11 protein-coding genes are annotated in these 15,468 nt (G+C 74.4%); 2 read left to right on the top strand and 9 right to left on the bottom strand.

Annotated elements, in window-relative coordinates; genetic code table 11:
* Positions 1 to 14: 14 nt before the first annotated feature.
* Positions 15 to 887, top strand: coding sequence for a TauD/TfdA dioxygenase family protein (locus tag ACFWXC_RS19650; protein WP_384480299.1), 873 nt, complete (start codon positions 15 to 17; stop codon positions 885 to 887).
* An 89-nt stretch (positions 888 to 976) separates the two neighbouring features.
* On the opposite strand, the gene ACFWXC_RS19645 is transcribed toward ACFWXC_RS19650, so the two are convergent.
* The 7 genes from ACFWXC_RS19645 to ACFWXC_RS19615 form a co-directional block, all read right to left on the bottom strand.
* Positions 977 to 1,780, bottom strand: a complete 804-nt coding sequence (locus ACFWXC_RS19645) for an N-acyl homoserine lactonase family protein (protein WP_384480297.1) — start codon at positions 1,778 to 1,780, stop codon at positions 977 to 979.
* A 24-nt stretch (positions 1,781 to 1,804) separates the two neighbouring features.
* Complete coding sequence (locus ACFWXC_RS19640) at positions 1,805 to 2,779, bottom strand: PDR/VanB family oxidoreductase (RefSeq protein ID WP_384480295.1); 975 nt, start codon at positions 2,777 to 2,779, stop codon at positions 1,805 to 1,807.
* A complete protein-coding gene (locus ACFWXC_RS19635; RefSeq protein WP_384480293.1) occupies positions 2,769 to 4,211 on the bottom strand; it encodes a glutamine synthetase family protein in 1,443 nt (480 codons plus the stop codon). Before ACFWXC_RS19635 ends, ACFWXC_RS19640 begins: the two co-directional genes overlap by 11 nt.
* A gap of 5 nt (positions 4,212 to 4,216) precedes the next feature.
* Positions 4,217 to 5,569 carry a Rieske 2Fe-2S domain-containing protein gene (locus ACFWXC_RS19630; protein ID WP_384480291.1) on the bottom strand — a complete coding sequence of 451 codons (1,353 nt, stop codon included), beginning with the start codon at positions 5,567 to 5,569 and terminating at the stop codon, positions 4,217 to 4,219.
* A gap of 852 nt (positions 5,570 to 6,421) precedes the next feature.
* Entirely contained in the window at positions 6,422 to 8,380 is a 1,959-nt protein-coding gene (locus ACFWXC_RS19625) for a primary-amine oxidase (RefSeq protein ID WP_384480289.1), read from the bottom strand.
* The gene (locus ACFWXC_RS19620) at positions 8,377 to 10,002 is read right to left on the bottom strand and encodes a gamma-glutamyltransferase (protein WP_384480287.1); all 1,626 of its coding nucleotides are present in this window, start codon (positions 10,000 to 10,002) and stop codon (positions 8,377 to 8,379) included. Before ACFWXC_RS19620 ends, ACFWXC_RS19625 begins: the two co-directional genes overlap by 4 nt.
* Positions 9,999 to 10,652, bottom strand: a complete 654-nt coding sequence (locus ACFWXC_RS19615) for a cyclase family protein (RefSeq protein WP_384480285.1) — start codon at positions 10,650 to 10,652, stop codon at positions 9,999 to 10,001. Before ACFWXC_RS19615 ends, ACFWXC_RS19620 begins: the two co-directional genes overlap by 4 nt.
* Before the next feature lie 134 nt (positions 10,653 to 10,786).
* Here ACFWXC_RS19615 and ACFWXC_RS19610 point away from each other — a divergent pair, with 134 nt between their 5' ends.
* On the top strand, positions 10,787 to 11,482 hold the full coding sequence (locus ACFWXC_RS19610; protein ID WP_384480283.1) for a GntR family transcriptional regulator: 696 nt from the start codon (positions 10,787 to 10,789) through the stop codon (positions 11,480 to 11,482).
* A 53-nt stretch (positions 11,483 to 11,535) separates the two neighbouring features.
* Here the strand turns inward: ACFWXC_RS19610 and solA are convergent, their stop codons facing one another.
* Positions 11,536 to 13,980 carry an N-methyl-L-tryptophan oxidase gene (solA, locus tag ACFWXC_RS19605; RefSeq protein ID WP_384480281.1) on the bottom strand — a complete coding sequence of 815 codons (2,445 nt, stop codon included), beginning with the start codon at positions 13,978 to 13,980 and terminating at the stop codon, positions 11,536 to 11,538.
* Entirely contained in the window at positions 13,977 to 15,434 is a 1,458-nt protein-coding gene (locus ACFWXC_RS19600) for an aldehyde dehydrogenase family protein (protein ID WP_384480279.1), read from the bottom strand. Before ACFWXC_RS19600 ends, solA begins: the two co-directional genes overlap by 4 nt.
* Positions 15,435 to 15,468 lie beyond the last annotated feature (34 nt).

The raw sequence follows: 15,468 nt of genomic DNA, 5'->3' as shown, positions 1-15,468 counted from the left end.
CTCTGGAGGACGTCATGGAGTCGTACGAACGCGAAGCACTGGAAGCGGTGACCACGCGTCCCCCGCACCCCCACCGCACGCTCACGGTCGAACGGATCACCCCCGTTCTGGGCGCGGAGGTCTCGGGCGTCGACCTGTCGAAGGAGCTCCCGGCGGAGCAACTGGACGAGATACGCGCCGCGTTCCGCGATCACCACGTCCTCGTCTTCCGCGACCAGACGATCACCGCCGAGGACCACAAGCGTTTCGCCGCCGCCTTCGGTGAGCTGCGTCCCGTCAACCCGCCGCCGCCCGAGGGCGATCCCTGCATCCTGGAGATCCGCACGACGTCGGCCGCGGCGGACGTGGCGGGCAACGGCTGGCACGCCGACGGCACCGCCGACGCCGAACCGTCGCTGGGGTCGATGCTCTACATCACCGAGATCCCCGAGCCGGGCTGCGGCGGCGACACCCTCTTCGCCAACATGCACCTCGCCTACGACATGCTCTCGCCGGCCATGCGCGCCCTGCTGGACCCGCTCACCGCCATACACGACGGCGCCCAGGCCCTGGCCGGTTACACCCCGCCCGCGGACTACGTCATCCCCAAGAGCGAGCACCCGCTCGTCGCCCGGCACCCCGAGACCGACCGCAAGCTGCTCTACGTCAACAGGGCCTACACCAGCCGGATCCCGCAGCTCTCCGCCCAGGAGAGCCGGGCCCTGCTCGACATGCTCTTCGACATGATCGCCTGCAGGCCGGTCCTGCACTGCCGCGTCCGCTGGACCCCGGGCACCCTCGTCTTCTGGGACAACCGGTGCGTTCAGCACCACGCGACGTACGACTACTACCCCTACGCCCGCTACGGCCAGCGCGTCGCCATCGACGGCGGCCCCGTCAAGGGCTGACGGGGCGACCGCAGGCGGCGTCGGGCCGGGCCCGCACCCCGGCGGAGGACCAGAGGCGCCTGGTCCTCCGCATCGAACGGTTCTGCCGGTCAGACCTGGCGGCCCGTCAGCCGCCGGATCAGCTCGGGCCAGACGACCGGATCGTGGCCCGGGACCAGCTCGTAGCCCCGGTCCGCCGCGAGTCGTTTGAGGTGCCGGATCGGCTCCAGGGTCGCCTCCGGGGGTACGCCGATCGACGTCCCGGCGGGGCGCTCCTCGTCGATGTTCTCGGTCAGGTCGGCCGCGTCGCAGGTGAACACATAGCCGCCGCCCTCGGCCAGGTCGACCACGAAGCTCTGGTGGCCCGGGGTGTGCCCGGCGGTCAGGACGGCCGTGACGCCCGGCGCGATCTCCCGGTCGCCCTCCGCGAGCCGCCAGTCGATGCGGGGGTCGTCGAAGTCCACCCGGAAGATCGTCTCGCGCTCCACCTCGGGCCGTCCCGACAGCCCGAACTCCAGCTCGGCGCGCTGGATGTGCACGGGCACCCGGCCCGCGAAGTGTTTCAGCCCGCCGGCGTGGTCGGCATGCAGATGGCTGACGGCGACGGCCGTGATCTCCTCCAGCGCCACTCCGACGGCGGCCAGCGCGGCCGGCAGGGGCTCGCCGGGGCCGGGGAGTTCCGGCTGGTAGGAGGGGGAGGGGTAGTACCGTCGGCGCAGCGCGGGGTCGCGCAGCAGGGCCGTGTTGAAGCCGGTGTCCAGCAGCAGCCATCCCTCCTCGGTCTCCAGCAGCACCCCCGGCACGGGCTCCCGTACCCGTTCCCCGTACGGCGCGCCGTGCACCGACACCGATCGGGGCAGGTCCTCCCAGCCGAGGAGGAGGGGCAGGACGCGCCGTACGCCGTGTCGGGTCATGGTGCTCCGTCCGTTGTCGGGGGTTCAGAGGTCCAGTTCGAGGACTGTCGAGGCGGCGCGGCTGACGCAGATCATCATCGTCGTGGCGGCCGCCCGCTCCCCGGGCCCGATCACCGAGTCACGGTGGTCCGGGGTGCCGGCCAGGACGGGCGTCTCGCAGCTGCCGCAGTAGCCCTCCTCGCAGGAGTAGGGCACGTCCGGCACCCGGTCCCGTACGACCTCCAGCACCGACCGGTCCGCCGGCACCGCCAGCCGCAGCCCCGACCGGCGCAGCACGACCTCGAACCGGCCCCGCGCCGTGCCGTCCTCCTGCGCTTCGACGGCCGGGCCGAACCGCTCGATGTGCAGCGGACGCGGCGGTACGGCGGTGCGGCACAGCTCGGACACCGCGTCCAGCATCGCCGCGGGACCGCACGCGTACACGGCGTGGCCGGGCGGGGCGGCGGCGAGCTCCGCGGCGAGGTCGGGCAGGCCCGCCTCGTCCTGGGGGACCAGCCGGACCCGGTCGCCGCCGAGCGCGGTCAGTTCCTCGGCGTAGACGAGGCGGGAGCGGTCCCGGGCGCCCAGGACGAGACGCCACGGCAGACCGGCGACGGCCAGCGCCCGGGCCATGGACAGCAGCGGGGTGACGCCGATGCCGCCGGCCAGCAGCAGGTACCCGGCGGCGGGGAGCAGCGGGAACCGGTTGACCGGCCCGTCCACCGTCAGCTCCCGTCCCACGAGCGCCGTTTCGTGGAGCTCCTGGGAACCGCCCCGGCTGTCCGGCGCGCGCTGCACGGCTACCGTCCAGGCGGCGCGCTCCCGTGGGTCCCCGCACAGCGAGTAGGCGCGGCGCAGACCGGACGGCAGGGTCAGTTCCACATGGGCGCCGGGCTCCCACGGGGGCAGCGGCCGGCCGTCCCGCCGGGCCAGCCGCAGCTCGACGACCTCCTCGGCGATCCAGCGGGCCTGGCGGACCAGAAGGCGCGCGGAGGCCGGCGCGGGCAGGTCAGAAGACACGGAAGTACTCCCGTTGTTCCCAGTCGGTGACCTCCTGGTCGAAGCGGGCGATCTCGGCTCGCTTGACGCTCGTGTAGTAGGCCACGAAGTCCTTGCCCAGCCGGTCGGTCAGCTCCCGGTCGGTCTCCAGCGCGTCGAGCGCCTCGCCGAGGGAGCGCGGCAGCGGCTCCGCCCGGGTCGCGTACGGCTCGTCGGCGGCCGGACCCGGGTTCAGGTCGCGCGCCACTCCGTCCAGACCGGCCGCGAGCTGGGAGGCGAGGTAGAGGTAGGGGTTGGCGGCCGGTTCGCCGATGCGGTTCTCCAGCCGGGTGGACGACGGGTCGTCGCCGAGGACCCGGACCATCGCGCCCCGGTTGTCCCGCCCCCACACCGCACGGTCGGGCGCCAGCGACAAGGACCGGAACCGCTTGAACCCGTTGAGGGTGGGCGTCGACAGCGCGCTGGTGGCCCGGGCATGGCGCAGCAGGCCGCCCAGGAAGGCCGTGCCGTACGGCGACAGCCCCGGCCCGCTGCCGCTGCTGCCACCGGCACCGGGTTCCGGGGCGAAGACGCCCGCGTCGCCGCGCACCATGCTCTGGTGCAGATGCCAGCCGCTGGAGAACACCCCGGGCAGATGGGGCCGGCACATGAAGGTCGCGTGATGGCCGTGCCGGGCGGCGACCTGTTTGACGGCGCTGCGCAGCAGCACCATCGCGTCCGCCGTGCCCAGTCCGTCGGCGGGCCGCAGGGTCAGTTCGACCTGGCTCGGCCCGAACTCGACCTCCAGGGTGCGCAGTGGCAGTCCCAGCTCCTCCAGCGTGCCGCGCAACACGTCGAGCATCGGGTCGAGTTCGTCGTAGCGCAGCTCGCTCAGGTACTGGTAGCCGTGGTTGAGCATGCCCACCTCGGGAGCCGCGCCCGGCTGGCCCAGGTCGGCCGCGCCCAGCCTAGGGTCGTCCAGCCGGAACAGGTGGAACTCCACCTCCAGGCCCGTGCGGTAGGTGAGTCCGTCCGCCTGCTCCAGCACCGAGCGCAGCAGTCCGCGGGTGCACAGCGGGACCGGGGCGCCGGAGGTGAACCGCAGGTCGCACAGCAGCCAGCCGCTGCCCGGCGACCACGGCAGCATCCGGAAGGTGAGCGGGTCGGGCACCATCACCATGTCGGCCGCGCCGCGCAGTTCGGGCAGCCCGAGCGGGGTCTCCCGGGTGAACAGCGGGAACACGGTGCGGCCCGAGGTGTCCTTGGCCAGCAGGGACGAGGCGATGCCGGTGCCCTCGCGCAGGACGGCGGGCACCTCGGAGGCGGTGACGGTCTTGCCGCGCAGCAGCCCGTGCTGGTCGGCGAAGACCAGCCGCACCACCTTCAGCCCGCCGCCCTCGGCGCGGGCGCGGATCTCGTCGGCGGCGGCCGACTGCTCGGCCGTCCACCCCGCGTGACGTTCGACGAAGTCCACCGCGGTCAGCCGTCCGTTCCGGCCGCTTGCGCCCAGCCGCTGTCGGCCCGCTGCTTCGCGGTCACGGCGGCCCAGTGCTCGGCCCAGCCCTCGGTGGGCCCGATGCCGTCGAGGGTGACCGGACCGCGCAGTTCGGCCGCGCGCTCCGCGGGCAGCACCAGCGGCGGGTCCTCGCCGCGCTCGACGGCGGATATCGCCTCGCCCAGCATCCGCCGGTACATCACGATCGCCTTGTCGGAGCGGCCCAGGTGCTCGCGGGTGCGGTCCTGGACCGCACCCTGGCCCTCCACCGCCCACTGGTCGTGCACGTTGATGTCGGTGCCGAGCCCGGTGTACGTCGTGGTCTGCTGCTCGACGGGGTCGTAGCCGTAGCCGTTGGAACGGCCGAAGCGCGGGCGGTAGTCGGGCAGGGTGACCGCGTCGACCCGCTGCCGGCGCATCTCCGCCCGGTCGACCGGGCCGCCGACGCTGGTGAACTGGGCGTACCAGTAACAGGAGGTGTCGTCGATCGGCACATGCCACTGGGTGATCGCGGTCTCCGCGTCCAGCGGGATGTGGAAGCCGTGCGGGAAGACCTGGTGGGTGACCCGGACATGGGTGCGGCTGCCGTCCATCGGACGGCCCTCGGTGTCGGTGCCGTCGAGGGTGCGCAGCGCCGTGATCCGGATGCCGTAGGGGGTGCGGACGGCGTCGATGTCGGGACGGCCGTACTCCCGCAGGATCTTCGTCAGCGGCAGGTCGGTGCCCTGGGAGGCGGCCCGGAACTGCCTGCCGTAGCTTTCCGAGGGGTCCTCGTCCTGGAAGAAGCGGTGCAGGTACGAGGCGTGCGCGGGGTCGATGCCGACCTCCAGGGCCTGGAGCCAGTTGCACTCCAGCAGGCCCTTCCAGGCGAACGTGTGCCCGGCGGGGGCCTCGAAGCAGTCCAGCGCGGGCAGTTCGGGCGGCTCGCCGGGGCCGAGGTAGCCCCAGATCACGCCGTTGATCTCGCGCACCGGGTAGCTGCCCAGCCGGACCCGGGCGGCGAGGCCGCCGCCGGCCGGTTCGGCCGGGGTGTCCAGACAGGCGCCGTCCCGGGCGAAGAGCCAGCCGTGGAAGCAGCAGCGCAGCCCGCCGTCCTCCAGCCGGCCCAGCGCCAGATCGGCCCCCCGGTGCGGACAGCCCCGGTCGACCAGACCGAGTTCACCGTCCCCGTCCCGGAACAGGACGAGGTCCTGCCCCAGCACTTTCGGGGCCACCAGGGGCCGTACGCCGTCGAGTTCCTCGCTCAGGGCGACGGGCTGCCAGTAGCGGCGCATCCAGGTCCCGGCGGGCGTACCCGGGCCGGTCCTGGTGAGCCGTACGTTCTCTTCCTCGCGCATCTGACGCCTTTCTGTCCCGGTCACGGAGACCGTAGCGATGGAAGGATCCATAGCGCCAATAATTGGATCCAATATTTACGCGGGCGTAACAGCCTTTCCGGCGGCCTGCGTTGAGCACGCCCACCGCCATGGCGGCGTCGGTGGCCGCCATCACCAGGCCCGCAGCGCCCCGACCGGTGGCCGCCATCACCGCGGCCAGCGGCAGGACGGCCAGGTGCGCGGCGAGGAACGGGCCGCGCGGCACCACCGGGTGACGGCAGAGCAGCACGCCCGCCGTCACCCAGCAGAACGACCGGGCGAGCTCGACCCCCGGCCCGTCGAGCCCGTGCAGGGGCGGCAGATGCCAGGCGTACGCCGACACCGTCCAGACCAGCGCCCCCAGCCGGGCCCCGCCGTGCTCCCGCGAGGACGGCGGTCCGGTCGCACCGACGGCGTACGCCAGCAGCGCCGGCCCCAGTACCGCCAGCGACTCGAAGCGGACCATCGCCCACACATGCACGTCCACCCCACCCGGCGCCCGCACCAGCAGCAACGGAACGGCGAGCACGGCCGCGGCCGCGGCGGCGGTGAGGACACACCGGCCGGTCAGCCGCCGCGCCCCGGGCATCAGGACGACCCGGAGCGCGGGCCAGGCCAACGCCAGGGTGACCGCGAGAACCGCACCCAGCAGGCTGACGGCCACTGTCGGGTCCGCCGGGCCGTACTCCGTGCCCACCGCCGCCATGTGTCCCGCATGGCCGCCGCCTCCCGAGGCGGCACCGCCGGTGAGCACGGCACCACCTGTCACGACCAGGATCGCGAGCGGGGCCAGCGACCGGCGTAGCGAGGCCGTGGGCGGGCCGTCGGCGGTGGTCATCCGGAACAGCAGTGTCCGCCGTCCGCGGCCGCCGCGGTGGCCGGCGGGTGGCAGGAGACCGGTGCCGGGACGTCGAGCGCGGGGTTGCGGTCGAAGAAGCCGTCCGGTTCCAGGCGCAGCCGCGCACGGGCCACCGGCATCACCGGCCACTCCTCGGGACGCGGGAAGTGGTGCGAGCCGACCGTCGCCCATAGCACCAGATCCGTGCCGTCCAGCGAACGGTCCTCCTCCTGCCAGCGGTGCACCCCGTCGGCGCCGGGCTCGGCCTGGTTGGGGTACTCACCGGCCACGAACCGCCGCGCCGGGTCGTACTCCGTCGCCCACAGCTGCTTCGCCACGAACGGCGCCCGCCGCGCGCACACGCTGTCCGGACGCACCGGCAGCACCGCAGTGTTCTCCACGTGCACCCGGTACGCGGTCGGCTCCCCCATCCGGTTGCGCGCCTCGGTGCTCTCCACCCGCCAGTGCAGGGCTCGGGAGGCGTCCGTGGACCGCCCGCCCTCGGACTCGCTGAGGACCGGGCGCAGGACCGTCCGCGCCGCGTTCCCGTACGGGTCGAGCGCCGGGTCGCTCTCGTGCTCGGCGGTCACCTCGACCAGGCGGTTGGCCGTGCCGTCCACCGCCATGTCCAGTCGTACGGCGAAGAAGTGCTGGTGGTTGGTGACCGCCACGTTCGGTGCGACCCGCCGGGCGTACGGCGTCTCCTCGTCCTCCGTGACACCGGTCGCGGACAGGATGCCGGTCATCTTGATCTCCAGCATGACCGAGCCGTCCTGGTACAGGGACCAGTAGAAGCCGTAGTCGTAGTTGGCGACCGTGGCGAACGCCGAGATGATCAGGCGGCGGGAGCGGCGCACCTCCGTGCGGCCGGTGCGTCCGTCGTGGTGCTTCCAGAGGATCCCGTCGTCCTCCTCGTGCATGCAGACCGCGTTGGGGATGACCCGGGGCACGCCGTCGCCGCCGAGGACCGCGGCGTCGAAGTAGTGGATGACACCGAGGCAGTCGCAGCCCAGGGCCAGGGAGTTGGTGAGCGGCCCGGCGCCGTACTCGCCCCAGTCGAAGAAGTTCTTGCGGTACTGGGTGGAGGCGGTGTCGAAGTACGGCACGTACATCTCGTTGACCGAGGCCCGGCGGATCACCTGGCGCGGCCCCCTGCCGCCCGCGTCGAAGCTCAGGTCGTGCAGCACCAGGCCCTCGCGGTGGCTGAAGCCGACCCGCACCGACCAGCCCTGCCAGTCCACCCGCTGCCCGGCCACGGTGAAGCTCGGCCCCTCGGGCTGGACCACCTCCAGCGGCTTCAGACCAGCCCGCTCGGGCACGGTCCCGGCGGCGAACACCCCGGACTCCTCCGACAGCGGCACCACCCCGTGATCCTCGATGTACAGCACCTCCATCGACTCCATGTCGATGATCGGCACCACACCCTGCACGGGCCGCGCATAGCCGTTGTCGTCCTCCGACTCGCGGTGCCACACACTGCCCCACGTCAGTCTGCGGCCCGGGTACTCGGGCGGCTCGAAGCCGCCGATCGACTCCGGGTCGACCATCACCAACGACACGTCGTGGATGCCGCGCAGGGCGAGCGCCTCCCGGAACCGCGGGTCCGCCCGGCACGCGGCGGCGGCCTGCCGGGCCTCCTCCGACGAACAGCCGGGGCTGCGCACGTCCAGCTCGCGCCAGGCCATGGACCGCGGCTCCTCGCCGAGTTCCAGGTCGATCTCGTAGCCGAGGCGCGCCGAGGGGCAGATCACCACCGCGCGGGCCCGCCGGGCGTCGCCGGGCCGGGCGGTGCGCGCGTGGTGCTCGTCCAGGGCCACGCCCCAGAACCGGGCGTCCTCGGTGACCCGGGCGTCGTCCTTCAGCACCTTGACGGCGACGGCCAGTTCGGCGGCGGTCAGGGGATCCAGCGGGTGGGGTGCGGCGGCGGACGCGGGGCGGGGCGCGAGGGTGCTCATGCGGGGGTTCCTTCCGGGGTGGTGCGGGTGGTGCGAGTGGTGCCGGGGGCGTCGGTCTCCGGCTGGACCGTGCCGCCGTCGGCTCGGGGGTCGGAGGCGGCGTCCAGGCGGCCGTCACGGGTGAGCCGGGCCACCTGGACGTGGCCGGCCAGATCGCTCGGACCCGGTGCGGTGACCACGGGAAGTCCCGGTGACACGGCGGGCGTTGCCGCCGGAACCGAGCCGGGCTCGGCGAGCAGGGTCTGCTCCTCGAAGCCGATGTCCCGGGCGCCGATCACCCAGCGCGGTGCCGCCAGTACGGCCGTCGGGTCGGCGTCCGGGTCCGCCAGCCCGGGCAGGGTCTGGGCGAGGATCTGCGGCTGGGCCCGGCCGCCCTGGCAGCCGGCCGCCAGCAGCAGCGCGGGGGAGCGGCCGATCACCGGACACAGCGTGTGCGGCGGGCGCGCGCCCGGGCGCAGCAGGCCGGGATGTCCGGGGATCAGACTGAACGCCGACCCCCGGTTGTGCAGCACGATCCCGGTGCCCGGGTCGCAGAGTCCGGAGCCGAAGGTCTGGTAGACGCTCTGGATGAGCGAGACCGCGAGTCCGGAGGAGTCCACGGCCGTCACCGCGACCGTGTCGCCGGACGGCCGGAACGGCGGCCGGGGCGGGAGCGCGCCGGCCAGCGGCGCCGGGTCGAGCAGCCCGTCGAGGTCGAGCCGCTGCCCGCGCGGATCGCCGAGCAGCCGGTCCCGGGCGGCCGAGGCATCCTGGCAGCGGGAGGCCAGCAACCGGGTGCGCTCCGCCGCGGAGCGGCCCGGGGCACCGGCCGCCGCGGACAGCAGGGCGGGGAGCACGGCGCCCTGACTGGGCGGCGGCGCGGCCCACCAGCGGACGCCTGCCGGCTCGGCGTCCAGGGCCTCGGGGGCGTCCACCGGCTCGACGCTCACCGGCTCCGCGAACTCCGGCCGGTGCGCCGCCAGGTCGGCCGCGGTGAGCGGGCTGCCGAGGTCACGCAGTCCGGCGGCGAGAGTCTCGGCGACGGCGCCCCGGTAGAACGACCAGGGGTCGTCGGCGAGTTCGTCGAGCACCGTCGCCAACCGGGGCTGGGGCAGTGGGTCGCCCTCCGTCACCGGCTGTCCGTCCGGGCCGGTCAGCAGCGCCGACAGACCCGGATCGGCCTTGATCCGCGCTTCGTTGTCCCGTACCGCGCGTGCCAGCCCGGCCGAGACCGTCGCCCCCGCCCGGGCCAGAGCGGCGGCGTCCCGCAGCGAGGCGGCGAGCGCGCCCGGTGTGCCGTAGGCCTCGGCGAGCGCCGCCCAGCCCGCCACCGCACCCGGCACGGTGACGGTCCCCGGACCCTGGGCCGGCATCCGGGAGTCCGTCGCGCGCAGCGCCTCGACGTCGGTGCCCGCCGCGGCCGCCCCGACGGACAGCAGCGCGCGCACGGTGCCGTCCGGCGCGTGGACCAGGGCGATCAGGTCACCGCCGAGGGAGCACTGGTGCGGGTAGACGACGGTCAGCGCGGACGCGGCGGCCAGCGCCGCGTCCACGGCGTTGCCGCCGCGCCCGGCCGCCCGCCGGGCCGCGGCGAGCGCCGCGGGGTGCGGGGCGGCCAGGGCCAGCGCACCGGCCGGGGTCACGCGGCGTCCTGGGGCAGCAGCAGGGTGCGTGAGGGGGCCGCCTCGGCGCCCTGGAGGGGCAGGGGCAGCGACAGCATGTCGTAGACCCCGGCGGGTGCGTGCAGCAGGTCGACGACTTCCAGGATCAACACGTCCGCACCGCACAGCAGTTGGTGCGTCTCCCAGTGCGTGGTGTAGGCGACCGCCTCGATGCTGAGGTAGTCGATGCCCGCCGTGCGCACCCCCGCCTCGATCAGCCGCTCGGCGCCGTCCGGGGCCAGGCCGACCCACTCCCGGGCCTTCCACGGGCTGCGCAGCACCCCCGCCGAGTTGCTGGTGCGCAGCAGCACCCGTTCCTCGGTGCCGAGCCCTGCCGCGTCGAGGTCGGCGGCGGTGATCTGCTCCTTGACGTGGGTGAGGTCCAGTACCCGGGCCGTCCCGTTGAGGGCCGACAGGTCCAGCCGGTCCACGGTCCTGCCGCCGTCGATGAAATGGGCCGGGGCGTCGATGTGCGTGCCGGTGTGGGCGCCGATGCGCCAGCGGCTGACGTTGGACGGATCGCCCGCCGTCCGCGACTCGACGACCTCCATCTCGGGCCGCCGGCCCCAGTGCAGCATGCCGGGGTGGATCGGCACGGAGACGTCGATGGCCTTGGTCACATCGAGGTGCATGACACACTCCTATTGGATGCGGATAGTCTGTAAATGGATCCAATGTCGATGAACAGTGGATGGCGGTGGCGTGGCAGACTGCTCCACCACCGCGCGGTCCCCGTCAGCCCCCGAGAAGGGTGAGACCCACTCCGATGACGCCCCAGACCGACGAAGGCGCCCTCGTCGACGACATCGCTTCCCGTATCCGCGCGCGGATCATGGACGGGGAGCTCCCGATCGGGAAACCGCTGCGCCAGGCGGCGCTGGCGGCCGAGTTCGGGGTCAGCCGCACCCCGGTGCGCGAGGCGCTGCGCCAGCTGCAGAACGGCGGGCTGATCGAGATGCAGCCGCACCGCGGCGCGGTGGTGCGGGTGCCGGCGCCGTGGGAGGTGCGGCAGGCTTACGAGGTGCGCGCGGAGCTGGAGGCCCTGGCCGCCCGGCGCGCGGCCGCCAGGATCACCGACAGCCAGCTCGCCGAGCTGCGCCGCCACAACGACGTGCTGCGCGCGGCGGCGGGTGCCGGCGCATCCGCCACGGGCACCCCGGACACCACCCAGGCCAACGACTGCTTCCACACCGTGGTCTGCCAGGCGGCGGACAACCCCTGGCTGAGCCGGATGATCGACCGGATCAACGAGAGCTTCCCGCGCAACGTGTCTTCGCTCGCCCTGACCGGTGACGAACGCCACCGACAGCTGAACATCCGTCAACACGACGCGGTCGTGGCCGCGTTGACCGCCCGGGACGAGGACCGGGCGCAGGAGGCCATGCGCGAGCACGTCATCAGCGCCGGCGAACACCTGACCGCCTGGTACGAGCGACGCTCCCAGACCGTGTTCCACGGCTGACCCGCCGACGGCCGCCCCGGCCGGCCCGTCCCCGGCCGTCCCGGTGACCGCCGTCACCGGGCACCGCCGGGAACCAGCCGCGCGGGGGAGAGGAAGTCCAGGTCCGGGCGCGGGAGTTCGCACACCAGGTCGGCCAGGGCCGCCCCGATCGCCGGACCGAACTTGAAGCCGTGTCCCGAACAGGCCGAGGCCAGCAGCGCCTGCGGCACCCCGGGCACCTCGCCGACCAGGAACCGCCGGTCCGGCGTCATCGTGTACAGACACGTCAGGCTCTCCGTGACCGGGCCCGCACCGGGCAGCACCCGCTGCACCGCCCTTGTCAGCAGGGCGAGTTCGGCATCGGTCGCGGCGGGTCCGTCCGCCTCCGGATCCCACGCGGGGCCCGAGTCGAGACCGGCCTTGAGCCCCCGGCCGTCGGCGGCCGGAAAGCCGTAGAGCAGCCCTTCCGGGAGATCGACCGAGAAGCTGCCCAGCCCGCCGGGCCCGAGCGGCCCCGCCGGATCCGCGGCGAAGTACGCGTTCACGATCCGGGTGACCGTCAGGTGCGGGGTGAGCGACGGCACCAGGTCCGGCATCCACGGCCCGGCGCACAGCACCAGCCGGCGGGCGCGCACCTCCCCGTCCGCCGTCCGGACGACGACCCCGTCGCCGTCCGGACGCCAGCCCGTGACCCGTGTGCGGTCGGCGACGGTGGCTCCGGCCCGTTCCGCGAGAGCGAGTTGGGCGCGCAGGGTCGCGCGGGCGTCGATGATCCCGGCGGCCGGGTCGTGCACCGCGGTGAACCCCTCGGGCAGCCGCAGCCCCGGGAAGATCCGGGCCGCCTTCTCGCGGTCCACCGTACGGCAGCCCGGACCGCGCAGCGGATCGGGCCGCTCCCCGGGCGCCGCATAGAGCCCGCCGGTGACCTCCACCAGCCGGGTCCCCGCGGCCTCTTCCAGCTCGGCCCAGGCGCGGTAGGCGGTGTCGACCAGACCGTCCCAGTCGGGGTGCGGATAGGCCCGGCGGATCATCCGGGTGGCGCCGTGCGAGGAGCCGCGGTCGTGCCCCGCCGTGAACCGCTCGATCCCGAGCACGTCCAGCCCCCGCTCGGCGAGCTGCCGCAGCGCCGCGCCGCCGTGCACGCCGAGCCCTACGACCACGGCGTCCCGGCGGGCGTTCGCGGACGTCCGGGCGGGCCGGGTGCGCGGGAGGTGTGCCGGAGGCCGGGAGGCGGACGCCGTGGCCGCCTCGGCACCAGGGCCCGCAGCCTGCGCCCCACGGTCTGTTCCGTGTCCGTGCGCGTCCGCCGCGATCTCCGCGACCGCCTCCACCAGGGCGTCCAGGTCGCCGTCGTCGGTGTACACGTGCACCGACGCCCGCACCACCTTGGCCAGTCCGCGCGGCTCCAGGTCCCAGCGGCCGTGGTCGGCCGGCACGGCGATCAGGTACACCCGCCGCAGCGCCAGGCGCCGCTGGACCTCGCTCGCGTCGAGCCCCTCCACCACGAAGGTGACGATCGCCCCGCCCGCCGCCGGCGGGTCGGTGAGCCGTACGCCGGGGACCGCGCCGAGCCGCTCGCGCAGCCGCGCGGCGAGGGCGGACAGCCGGCCGAAGACGGTCGCGGGGCCGAGCGCGTGCAGGTCGGCCAGGGCCGAGCCCAGACCGAGCCGCAGTGCGTGGGCGGCCTCCCACAGTTCGAACCGCCGTGCGTCGGGGGCCAGTTCCCAGCTGCGCTCGGCCGTCCAGCGGGCCCCGCGCACATCCGGTGCCTGCGGGGCGAGCCGTTCGAGGAGCGGTCGGCGCACGGCCAGCAGGCCCGTGCCGCGCGGACCGCGCAGGAACTTGCGGCCGGTGCCGATCAGCAGATCGCAGCCGAGGGCGGGCATGTCGACGGGCAGCTGGCCCAGCGACTGGGTGGCGTCGAGCAGGAAGGGCACGCCGTGCGCGGCGGTCAGCGCGCCGATGCCGGCGGCCGGTTCGACCAGCCCCGACGAGGTCGGCACGTGCGCCGCGGTCACCAGCGCGGCGGGACCGGTGCGCAGCGTCCGCTCCAGAGCCTCCAGATCGGTCGCGCCGTCGGGTCCGTTGGGCAGCACCTCCACCCGTACGCCCGTGTCGCGCTCGGCGGCCAGCAGGTGCAGCGCGCTGCTCACATAGCTGGAGCGGGCGGCGAGCACCCGGTCCCCGGGGCGCAGCCGGAGCGCCGACACGATGCGCTGCCAGCCGGCGGTGGCACTCTCGACCAGGGCGATCTCGTCCGCCTCGACACCGAGCAGGCCGGCGGTACGGGTGTAGACGGCCGCCAGGTCGTCGGCGGCGAGCTTGGCCGCCTCGTAGCCGCCGTGCAGACTCTCGGCGCGCAGCTGGGCGATGACCGCCTCGACCGTGTCCGAGGCGAGGAGCGCGGCACCGGCCGCGTTGAAGTGGTGACCGGTCGCGCAGCCCGGGGTGCGGGCCCGCTCGGCGGCCAGGTCGAAACCGGCGGGGGCCGGCGGCACCGCCGTCACGGGGGCGCTCACAGCGCCATCGTGATGCTCTTGGGCTCGGTGAACCCGTCGACCGCCGCGTCGCCGAGATCCCTGCCCAGACCGGACTGCTTGCTGCCGCCGAACGCCACGGCGGGGTCGAACTCGTTGTAGGTGTTCACCCACACGGTGCCCGCCTGGAGCGCCGCCGCGGCGCGGTGCGCGCGGCCGAGGTCGGTGGTCCACACGCCCGCCGCGAGCCCGTACTCGCTGTCGTTGGCGAGGGCGATCGCCTCCTCCTCGGTGTCGAACGGCAGTACCGCGGCGACCGGTCCGAAGATCTCCTCCCGGGCGATCCGCATGTCCGGCGTGACGTCGGTGAACACCGTGGGCCGCACGAACCAGCCGGGTCCCGGCAGGGGTTCGCCGCCCGTGGCCGCCTTGGCACCCTCGGCGCGTCCCAGGTCCAGGTAGCCCGTGACCCGGTCGAACTGCTCCTGGGAGACGAGCGGTCCGATGTTGATCCCGCCCGCGAGGCCGGGGCCGATCCGCAGCGCCTCGACGGCCGGCAGCATCCGGTCCAGGAACTCCTTGAAAACCGTGCGCTGCACGAGCAGTCGGCTGCCCGCCGTGCACATCTGTCCGGAGTGCCCGAACACGGCCCGTACGGCGGCCGGTACGGCGGCGTCCAGGTCGGCGTCGGCGAAGACCATGTTGGCGGACTTGCCGCCCAGTTCGAGCGTGAGCCGCTTCACGGACGGCGCCGCCGCGGCCATGATCAGCCGCCCGACGTCGGTGGACCCGGTGAACGACACCTTGGCCACATCAGGATGCGCGACCAGCTCCGCCCCAGTGCGTCCGTCGCCCGTCACCACGTTGACGACGCCCTCCGGCACACCGGCCTCAAGACACAGCGCGGCCAGCCGCAACGCGGTCAGCGGGGTCTGCTCGGCGGGCTTGACGACCACCGTGCAGCCGGCCGCCAGGGCCGGCGCGAGCTTCCAGGCGGCGATCATGAAGGGGAAGTTCCAGGGGAGTACGGCGGCCACCACGCCCACCGGCTCCCGCACGCTGTACACATGCCGGCCGGGCCCGGCGGGATGCACCGTGCCGGTCAGCCGGGCCGGGGTGCCGGCGAAGTGCCGGATCGCCTGGAGGCCCAGCTCCACGTCACCGCGGGCCCGCTCGATCGCCTTGCCGTTGTCCAGGGTGTCCAGGACCGCCAGCGCCTCGGCGTCCCGCTCCACCAGGTCCGCGAGCCGCAGCAGGACGTCCCGCCGGTCCCGGGGCGGCAGCGCGCGCCAGCGGCCGTCGCGGTGCGCGGCCGACGCGGCGGCCACCGCCGCGGCCACGTCCGTGGCGTCCGCCTGGGCGATCGTGGTCAGCGGCTCGCGGGTGGCCGGGTCGAGGACCGGGATGCGCCGGGCCGAGGCGCCCGTGGTCCAGGCGCCGCCGATGAGCATGGGCTCGCACTCGGGCAGCCTGGGCAGGGTGATGCTGGGGTCCAAGGGGGTTCTCCTTGTCGTTCGTGGAACGGCGGCG

It is taken from the genome of Streptomyces sp. NPDC058683 (genome assembly GCF_042716195.1).
Taxonomy (GTDB): Bacteria; Actinomycetota; Actinomycetes; order Streptomycetales; family Streptomycetaceae; genus Streptomyces.
This window is presented reverse-complemented; position numbering and strand designations above follow the sequence as displayed.

Coding starts and splice junctions, on each gene's coding strand:
- ACFWXC_RS19645 (WP_384480297.1), bottom strand. CDS start 1,780: ATGACCCGACACGGCGTACGGCGCGTCCTGCCCCTCCTCCTCGGCTGG.
- ACFWXC_RS19610 (WP_384480283.1), top strand. CDS start 10,787: ATGACGCCCCAGACCGACGAAGGCGCCCTCGTCGACGACATCGCTTCC.
- ACFWXC_RS19650 (WP_384480299.1), top strand. CDS start 15: ATGGAGTCGTACGAACGCGAAGCACTGGAAGCGGTGACCACGCGTCCC.
- ACFWXC_RS19615 (WP_384480285.1), bottom strand. CDS start 10,652: ATGCACCTCGATGTGACCAAGGCCATCGACGTCTCCGTGCCGATCCAC.
- ACFWXC_RS19630 (WP_384480291.1), bottom strand. CDS start 5,569: ATGCGCGAGGAAGAGAACGTACGGCTCACCAGGACCGGCCCGGGTACG.
- ACFWXC_RS19625 (WP_384480289.1), bottom strand. CDS start 8,380: ATGAGCACCCTCGCGCCCCGCCCCGCGTCCGCCGCCGCACCCCACCCG.